We start from the raw sequence: 6,848 nt of genomic DNA, 5'->3' as shown, positions 1-6,848 counted from the left end.
CTGCGGGCCTTACCGGATGCCTGCCCTCGAGGTCGAAGCGGTCGCCGCCTACACCAACAATCCGCCGTGCGGGGCGATGCGCGGCTTCGGCGTCAATCAGACAAGCTTCGCCATCGAAGGCTGCCTCGATCTGCTCGCCGCCAAGGTCGGCCTCGACGGGTGGACAATGCGCTGGCTGAACATCGTCCGCGTCGGCGATCTGACGACGACGGGACAGACGCTGGAAAAGTCCGTCGGCGCGGAAAAGACGCTGCTCGCCGTGAAGCCCGCCTACGACGCCGCGCGCGCCAAAGGCCGCGCGGTCGGCGTCGCCTGCGGATTGAAAAACTCGGGGCTCGGCAACGGCGCGATCGAATACGGCAGGTGCCGCCTCGTCGTCGAGCCTGGCGGCGCCGTCGAAATCCACACCGGCTTCACCGAAATGGGCCAGGGGCTGCTGACGGTCCTCACTCAATGCGCGGTCGAGGTCACCGACCTGCCGGCGACTGCGTTCCGGCCCCAGGTCAACACCCGCTTCGAGATCGGCTGCGGCCAGACCACGGGCTCGCGCGGTAGCCTTCTCGCCGGGCGGGCCGTGATCGACGCGGCCCGGAAGCTGAAAGCCGACCTCGACGCCGGGCGGACCCTCTCCGACCTTGTCGGAAAGGTCTACGCCGGCGAAGTGCGGATCGATGACACGACCGCCGCGGGACAACTGAAGAACGGCAAGATCAAGACCCACACGACCTACGGCTTCGCAACGCAGGTGGTCGCGCTCGACGAGAAAGGCGCGGTCGAAAGGGTGACCGCCGCGCACGACGTCGGGCGCGCGCTCAATCCGCAGCAATGCGAGGCGCAGATCCAGGGCGCGGTGCATATGGGGCTCGGCTACGCGCTGACCGAGGAGCTTCCGTGCAAGGACGGCATGCCGGTGACGTTCCGGCTACGCGATCTCGGCGTCCTGCGCGCCGAGCACATGCCGGAGGTCGAGGTCATTCTGGTCGAGGACCCTGAGCCGGAGGGGCCGTTCGGCGCCAAGGGGGTCGGCGAGATCGGCCTCGTGCCGACCGCCGGCGCCGTCGCCGGCGCGCTCGCCGCGTTCGACGGCGTGCGGCGCACGCGTTTGCCGATGAAGGATTCGCCCGCGGCGCGCGCCATCAAGCTCGGCCGCATCCGCGACGACGAGCCCGATCGATGGCACTGAACGACGCCCTTGTCGTCGGGCCAGACCGCAACGGGCTCAGCGTGGCGATCGCGTCAGGGCGCGTCGTCGCCCAAGCGCCCCGGGAGGCGGCCCGCCTGTCCTGCGCCGACGGCGAGATCGCGCCGGGCGCAGTCTGCGCCCATACGCATCTTTACAGCGGCCTCGCGCGTTACGGGATGCCGCCGCCCGAACCGCAGCCTCAGAACTTCGTGCAAATCCTGGAAAGGGTCTGGTGGCGGCTCGATCGCGCGCTCGATGCGAGAAGCCTCGACGCGGCCGCACGCGACACTGTCGCCCGGGCGCTGCTCGCAGGCGTCACGACGCTGATCGACCATCACGAATCGCCCAACCTGATCGAGGGCTCGCTTCGCGTGCTGGCGGAAGCCTGCTCCGACCTCGGCGTCCGGGCGCTCCTCTGCTACGGCGCGAGCGAGCGAAACTTCGGCCGACAGGAGGGGCGGCGCGGGCTCGAAGCTTGTCGCGAGGTCGCCACCTCGCCGCTCCTCAAGGGCCTCGTCGGGCTGCACGCGAGTTTCACCGTCTCGGACGACACGATCCGCGAGGCCGGCGCGCTGGCGCGCGAACTCGGGACGGTCGTTCACGTTCATGTCGCCGAAGATCGGGCGGATGTGGACGACGCGCGCCGACGCGGCTTCCCCGGTCCGCTCGAGCGTCTCCTTTCGCTCGAGGCGTTGCCGGCAGGCTCGATCCTCGCGCACGGGGTTCATTTGACCGCCGACCAGGTGCGGCGTGGGGCAAGGGCCGGCTGCTGGTTCGTTCACAACCCGCGCTCCAACGAGGGCAACCGGGTCGGCTACGCCGCCGCGCTTTCGGCGACGCGCCGCGTCGCGCTCGGCGCCGACGGCTGGGATCCGGACATGGCCCAGGAAGAGGCCGCCCTCAAACGCCTGGCCGCTGAGAACGGCGACACAGGCGTCGGCGGTCGTCTCGCCGCTGGCCATAGGCTTGCGGCGGAGCGGTTCGGCGCGGTGGACAAGCCGCTCGCCCCCGGATCGCTCGGCGATCTCATGGTGCGACGCGACGGCGCGATCGTTCACGTGGTCGTCGGCGGGCGCGTCGTTGTCGAAGACGGCGCGCTGACGACCGGCGATTTCGCGGGGATCGCGGCCAAGGCGCGCACGGAAGCGGCGCGCCTCTGGGAGCGCATGGCGGACCTCTGAAGCCGCCCCGGCGGCCGCTCTTCCAAGAAAGCGTTCCGCGGTTGTCCAGCGCCATTGCGGGTCACTTTTTGTGGAACGCGGGTCGGCGCCGGGACGGCGGTGGCTTGCGCAGGCGGTGAGCCGGCGTTTACGTCTGACAACAGCCCCATGCAACGATTCGAGGCTGCCTGTCGCAACGGCGCGCAATCGCCCGTCAACGCGACGCGCTCAAACAGGACCAAAAGCGCTGAGACGAGTCGGTCGCACACAGGGATGACGCGATGTTTTTAGTCACCGGCGGAGCTGGATTTATCGGATCGAATGCCGCCGCGGCGCTGGAAGCCGCCGACGCCGACATTGTCATCAGCGACCGTCTCGGCATGGGCGACATGAAGTGGCGCAATATCGCAAAGCGCCGTCTGTACGACATCATCCCGCCACAGGCGCTCGCCGATTTCCTGTTGCGCTTCCGGGGCAAAGTGCGCGGCGTCATTCACATGGGCGGCGTCTCGACGACCACGGAAACGGACGTCGATTCCGTCGTCGCGAGCAATCTTCGCCTCTCGATCGATCTCTGGAACCACTGCCCCGAGGAAGGAATCCCACTGGTTTACGCCTCGTCGGCCGCCACCTACGGCGATGGCCGGTGGGGTTTCGAGGACCGCTCCGACGCGGACTATCTTGCGCGCCTGCGGCCGCTCAGTCCCTATGCCTGGAGCAAAAATCTGTTCGACCGTTGGGTCTCGCGTGCGGTCGAGACCGGCGCCCCGGCCCCCCCCGCGCTGGGCGGGGCTGAAGTTCTTCAACGTCTACGGACCGAACGAGTATCATAAGAGGGCGCAGCGTTCGGTCGCCGTCCAACTGCACGCACAGATTCGCGAGCTCGGCCGCGCCCGCTTGTTCCGTTCCGAGCATCCCGACTATCCCGACGGCGGTCAGTTGCGCGACTTCGTCTGGGTCGGCGACTGCGTGAACGCCACACTCTGGGCGCTCCAGGATCCGGCCGCGCAGTCGGGGATCTATAACGTCGGCTCCGGCGTCGCGCGGTCGTTCCTCGACGTCGCCTCGATCCTGTTCAAGGAGCTTGGCGTGGCGCCCGACGTCGAATTCATCGACCTTCCCGCCAACTTGCAGGACAAGTACCAGTATTACACCTGCGCCAGGATGGACAAATTGAAGGCCGCAGGATTCGCGAAGCCTCTGACCTCGCTGGAGGACGGCCTCCGGCGCTACGTCGGCGAATTTCTCGGGACCGAGGATCCGTTCCGCTGACACCGGCGAGGCTCACCCCAACCTCCTCCCGCGGGACCTTACGGGTCCTTTACGCCTCGACGCGCGATTTCCTCTCGAACGCTTACCCGAGCGCGATCATCATGTGCGCCGGGCAGAATTCGGAGTTCGAACGATGCGCAACACCCTTGAAGCCTCGGACGAGGCCGACCCCCGACGCTTCCGGCCGGTCGCGCCGGTCTTTCAGGCCGCGAGCGATCACGAGGCGCCCGCGCCGCTGCAAATGTTCGCACGCCTCGGGGTGCTGCTGGCGATCGCGCTCGGCGTTGGCCTGATCGCGCAAATTCTGGCCCGCGTTCCGTTCTGATCGGAACCCGGGACCGACGAGAACGCTTCAACAAATGACGGCGGCGACGCTCGAGCTCCCTAAAAGATCAACCCGAGCCGCTCGTCCATGCCACGAGACCCTCATGATCCAGCAACAGACTCTCTATCCGGCGTCGGCGATCGGCGCCTGTTTATTCATCGGCCAGGACCACAGCGGTCGATGGGTCGTCCGCGATGCGCTGAACCTATGCGGAGGATTGTTCGTCAGCCGGAACGAAGCGATTCGCTTCGCAATGCTCGAATGCCAGCGCCGCCCACAGTCCGTTATCATGCTGCCGGACGGCCTCGAACTCGACGGAGCCGCTCCGATCCTTCTTCCGCCCAAGCGTTCGGGCGACGCCTCCTGACGGCAGGGGCGCCCACCGCCTCGCATTATTTGGGCGCGGAATAGAGCCCGTAGTTGGCGATCCGCTTGGCCACGTTGGCGACTTCCTCCGGAGTGAGCAGAGGCGGCTCACGGCCGAGCTGCAGACAATTCAGATATTGATGCGCGAGGTTCTCGACCTCGACCGCGAGCCACATCGCGCCGTGCAGGCTGTCGCCGACGGCGATCAGGCCATGATGGGCGAGTAGGCACGCTTTGCGGTCCTTGAGCGCGGTGAGCGCGCTGTCGGAGAGCTCCTGGGTGCCGAACGTCGCATAGGGCGCGCAGCGGATCGTATCGCCCCCAGCGGCGCAGACCATGTAGTGCAGCGGAGGAATCTCGCGTTCGAGGATCGCGAGCGTCGTGCTGTAGATCGGATGCGCATGGACGACTGCGTTGACGTCGGGCCGCTGGCGCAGAATGTCGAGATGGAAGCGCCATTCGGTCGACGGGCGGCCGTTGCCAACGACCGTCTGGTCGAAGCGCATCGCGATGATGTCCTCCGGCTGCATGTCGTCGTAAGGCATGCTGGTCGGCGTGATGAGAAAGCCCTCGCCGTCCCTGAGGCTGATGTTGCCGGAGGTCCCCTGGTTGATGCCGAGCCCGTTCATCGAGCGGCAGGCGTCGATGATGCTCTGGCGTTTGTCTCTCTCGGCGGCGGACAGCATGGGCGCTCCCTCGGCTCTCGGCGGCGAAGTCGGCCGCCATCCCGGTTTGCGGCTCCCTCTTAGGCGTCGCGGGAGCCCTCGGCAAGGCTCCTGCCCGCGGCGCCGAAGCCGGCGAAACTCTGTTCCCGCCGGGCCCGCCGGGCTCTGCTCGATTGACCAGCTTCGGGCCGTTTGCTAGCAAGGCCCCCATAAGAGGTCATCGGCGTTTGCGGCGATTCCCGGCGCAAAGCTTTGACGGGCCGGGTATTCGAGGGGGCGCCCATGGCAATTGCATTTCGCACCAAAGCACTGGCCCTTGCGGGGCTCGGCGCGGCGCTTCTCGCCGGATGCGCGACGCAGCCGCCACGCCCTCCCGTCGTCGCGGCGCCGAGCGTCAGCCCGGATCAGCTGGTCGGCAAGTGGGGCTTTGCCGCCTATCATCGGGACACCGACCGGGCGCGCACGATCAAGGAAGCGGCGGCCCAGTGCAACAGACCCTATGTCATCGCCAAGGGCCCCAGCGGCGGCGTGATGATGAACCTCGCCGATCAGGCGAACTTGTCGGAGCTGGTGCTGAAGGCTGGGCCAGACGGAAGGACCTATCTCGGTCCGCCCGGCGACGCCGGCACGGCCGACGATCGGATCGTCACGAACGTCGACGCGAACTCGTTCACGACGAACTGGGTTGATCCGGACAACGCGAGCCGCTACGGCACCTCGGTGTATGAGCGCTGCGGTCAGAAGAGGGCGTGACGCGCTCGGTTCTTTCACCTCCATGACGGAGCGGACATGAACGTACGAATGGCTTTCCTGGCGCGGGCGGCGGCTGCGGCGATCGCAGCGGCGGTAGCGTTCTTTCCTGGCGTTTTCGCGACCGCCCAGCAGGTCGACATGAACGTGGTCGATCAACCCGGCTACGTGCCGACGCCGGAAGAGCAGCAGCTCAACGGCGCCTACGAGCGGCAGGAGGTGTTTTTCCGCGCCACCGAGCCGCCGGGAACCGTTCTCATCGACACCAACAACCGCTTTCTCTACCTCGTCCAGCCCAACAACCGCGCCCTGCGTTACGGAATCGGCGTCGGCCGCGATGGCTTCCAGTGGCAGGGCGTCGAGAAAATCTCGCGCAAGCAGGAATGGCCCGACTGGCGCCCGCCGCCGGAGATGATCGAGCGCCAGCCGTATCTGCCGCGCTTCATGGCCGGCGGTCCCGGCAACCCGCTCGGTCCCCGGGCGATGTATCTCGGCAAGACGATCTATCGCATCCACGGCACGAACCAGCCGCAGACGATCGGCCACGCGGTCTCGTCGGGTTGCTTCCGACTCGTGGATGACGACGTGATCGACCTCTACGATCGCGTGCCGGTCGGAACAAAGGTCATCATCAAGCAGGCCGTTCAGCTCTGAGCGCGGCCGAAGACAACATTTGAGGCTGGCTATGCGCATGATCAAACCGCTTCTCGCCGCCGCGGCGGCGCTGGCGTTCGTCGCCGTCGGGGCGGCCGACGCCCAAACGCTGAAGTCCGTGCAGGACCGCGGCAAGCTCCTGTGCGGTGTGAGCCAGGGAATCGCCGGCTTCTCGATCAAGGACGACAAGGGCGAGTGGTCCGGCTTCGACGTCGACTTCTGCCGCGCGCTCGCCGCCGCGATCTTCAACGACCCGTCCAAGGTCGAGTACGTTCCGCTGTCGGCTTCCGAGCGCTTCGACGCTCTCAAGGACAAGAAGATCGACGTGCTGTCGCGCAACTCGACGTGGACCTTGGGGCGCGAGGAGGATTCGAACCTCGTCTTCGCCGGCGTCACCTATTACGATGGCCAGGCGTTCATGGTTCCGAAGTCGCGCAACGCCACCTCGGCGCTCGAGCTCGACGGCGCCAAGG

10 protein-coding genes are annotated in these 6,848 nt (G+C 67.1%); 9 read left to right on the top strand and 1 reads right to left on the bottom strand.

From position 1 onward, the window contains the following. The 6 genes from ACLP25_RS11205 to ACLP25_RS11180 form a co-directional block, all read left to right on the top strand. Window positions 1-1,183, top strand: a 1,183-nt coding sequence (locus ACLP25_RS11205) for a molybdopterin cofactor-binding domain-containing protein (protein ID WP_442469276.1), incomplete at its 5' end; no start/stop codon positions are given. Next, complete coding sequence (locus tag ACLP25_RS11200) at window positions 1,174-2,364, top strand: amidohydrolase family protein (protein ID WP_442469275.1); 1,191 nt, start codon at window positions 1,174-1,176, stop codon at window positions 2,362-2,364. The genes ACLP25_RS11205 and ACLP25_RS11200, both read left to right, overlap by 10 nt. Before the next feature lie 260 nt (window positions 2,365-2,624). After that, window positions 2,625-3,176, top strand: coding sequence for an NAD-dependent epimerase/dehydratase family protein (locus tag ACLP25_RS11195; RefSeq protein WP_442469274.1), 552 nt, complete (start codon window positions 2,625-2,627; stop codon window positions 3,174-3,176). After that, window positions 3,091-3,615, top strand: coding sequence for an NAD-dependent epimerase/dehydratase family protein (locus tag ACLP25_RS11190; protein ID WP_442469273.1), 525 nt, complete (start codon window positions 3,091-3,093; stop codon window positions 3,613-3,615). Before ACLP25_RS11195 ends, ACLP25_RS11190 begins: the two co-directional genes overlap by 86 nt. A 133-nt stretch (window positions 3,616-3,748) precedes the next feature. After that, window positions 3,749-3,940, top strand: a complete 192-nt coding sequence (locus ACLP25_RS11185; protein WP_442469272.1) for a hypothetical protein — start codon at window positions 3,749-3,751, stop codon at window positions 3,938-3,940. A 103-nt stretch (window positions 3,941-4,043) separates the two neighbouring features. Beyond that, window positions 4,044-4,307: a hypothetical protein gene (locus ACLP25_RS11180; RefSeq protein ID WP_442469271.1), complete on the top strand. Its 264-nt coding sequence runs from the start codon at window positions 4,044-4,046 to the stop codon at window positions 4,305-4,307. Window positions 4,308-4,332: 25 nt separating this feature from the next. Here ACLP25_RS11180 and ACLP25_RS11175 read toward each other — a convergent pair whose 3' ends face one another. After that, a complete protein-coding gene (locus ACLP25_RS11175; RefSeq protein WP_442469270.1) occupies window positions 4,333-4,992 on the bottom strand; it encodes a class II aldolase/adducin family protein in 660 nt (219 codons plus the stop codon). Between the two features lie 261 nt (window positions 4,993-5,253). Between ACLP25_RS11175 and ACLP25_RS11170 the strand changes: the two genes are divergently transcribed. From ACLP25_RS11170 to ACLP25_RS11160, 3 genes are all read left to right on the top strand, one after another. Beyond that, a complete protein-coding gene (locus ACLP25_RS11170) occupies window positions 5,254-5,724 on the top strand; it encodes a hypothetical protein (RefSeq protein ID WP_442469269.1) in 471 nt (156 codons plus the stop codon). Window positions 5,725-5,760: 36 nt separating this feature from the next. Beyond that, the gene (locus ACLP25_RS11165) at window positions 5,761-6,375 is read left to right on the top strand and encodes a L,D-transpeptidase (protein ID WP_442469268.1); all 615 of its coding nucleotides are present in this window, start codon (window positions 5,761-5,763) and stop codon (window positions 6,373-6,375) included. 37 nt (window positions 6,376-6,412) lie between these two features. Further along, the coding region (locus ACLP25_RS11160) for a transporter substrate-binding domain-containing protein (RefSeq protein WP_442469267.1) at window positions 6,413-6,848 on the top strand (436 nt) is incomplete at its 3' end.

This window comes from Roseiarcus sp. (assembly GCF_052145395.1).
GTDB lineage: Bacteria > Pseudomonadota > Alphaproteobacteria > Rhizobiales > Beijerinckiaceae > Roseiarcus.
Note: the sequence above shows the minus strand (reverse complement) of the source record. Positions and strands in the feature narration are given on the sequence as shown.

Excerpts from the sequence above, each read along its gene's own strand:
- ACLP25_RS11200 (WP_442469275.1), top strand. The coding sequence starts at position 1,174 with ATGGCACTGAACGACGCCCTTGTCGTCGGGCCAGACCGCAACGGGCTC.
- ACLP25_RS11195 (WP_442469274.1), top strand. The coding sequence starts at position 2,625 with ATGTTTTTAGTCACCGGCGGAGCTGGATTTATCGGATCGAATGCCGCC.
- ACLP25_RS11185 (WP_442469272.1), top strand. The coding sequence starts at position 3,749 with ATGCGCAACACCCTTGAAGCCTCGGACGAGGCCGACCCCCGACGCTTC.
- ACLP25_RS11180 (WP_442469271.1), top strand. The coding sequence starts at position 4,044 with ATGATCCAGCAACAGACTCTCTATCCGGCGTCGGCGATCGGCGCCTGT.
- ACLP25_RS11175 (WP_442469270.1), bottom strand. The coding sequence starts at position 4,992 with ATGCTGTCCGCCGCCGAGAGAGACAAACGCCAGAGCATCATCGACGCC.
- ACLP25_RS11170 (WP_442469269.1), top strand. The coding sequence starts at position 5,254 with ATGGCAATTGCATTTCGCACCAAAGCACTGGCCCTTGCGGGGCTCGGC.
- ACLP25_RS11165 (WP_442469268.1), top strand. The coding sequence starts at position 5,761 with ATGAACGTACGAATGGCTTTCCTGGCGCGGGCGGCGGCTGCGGCGATC.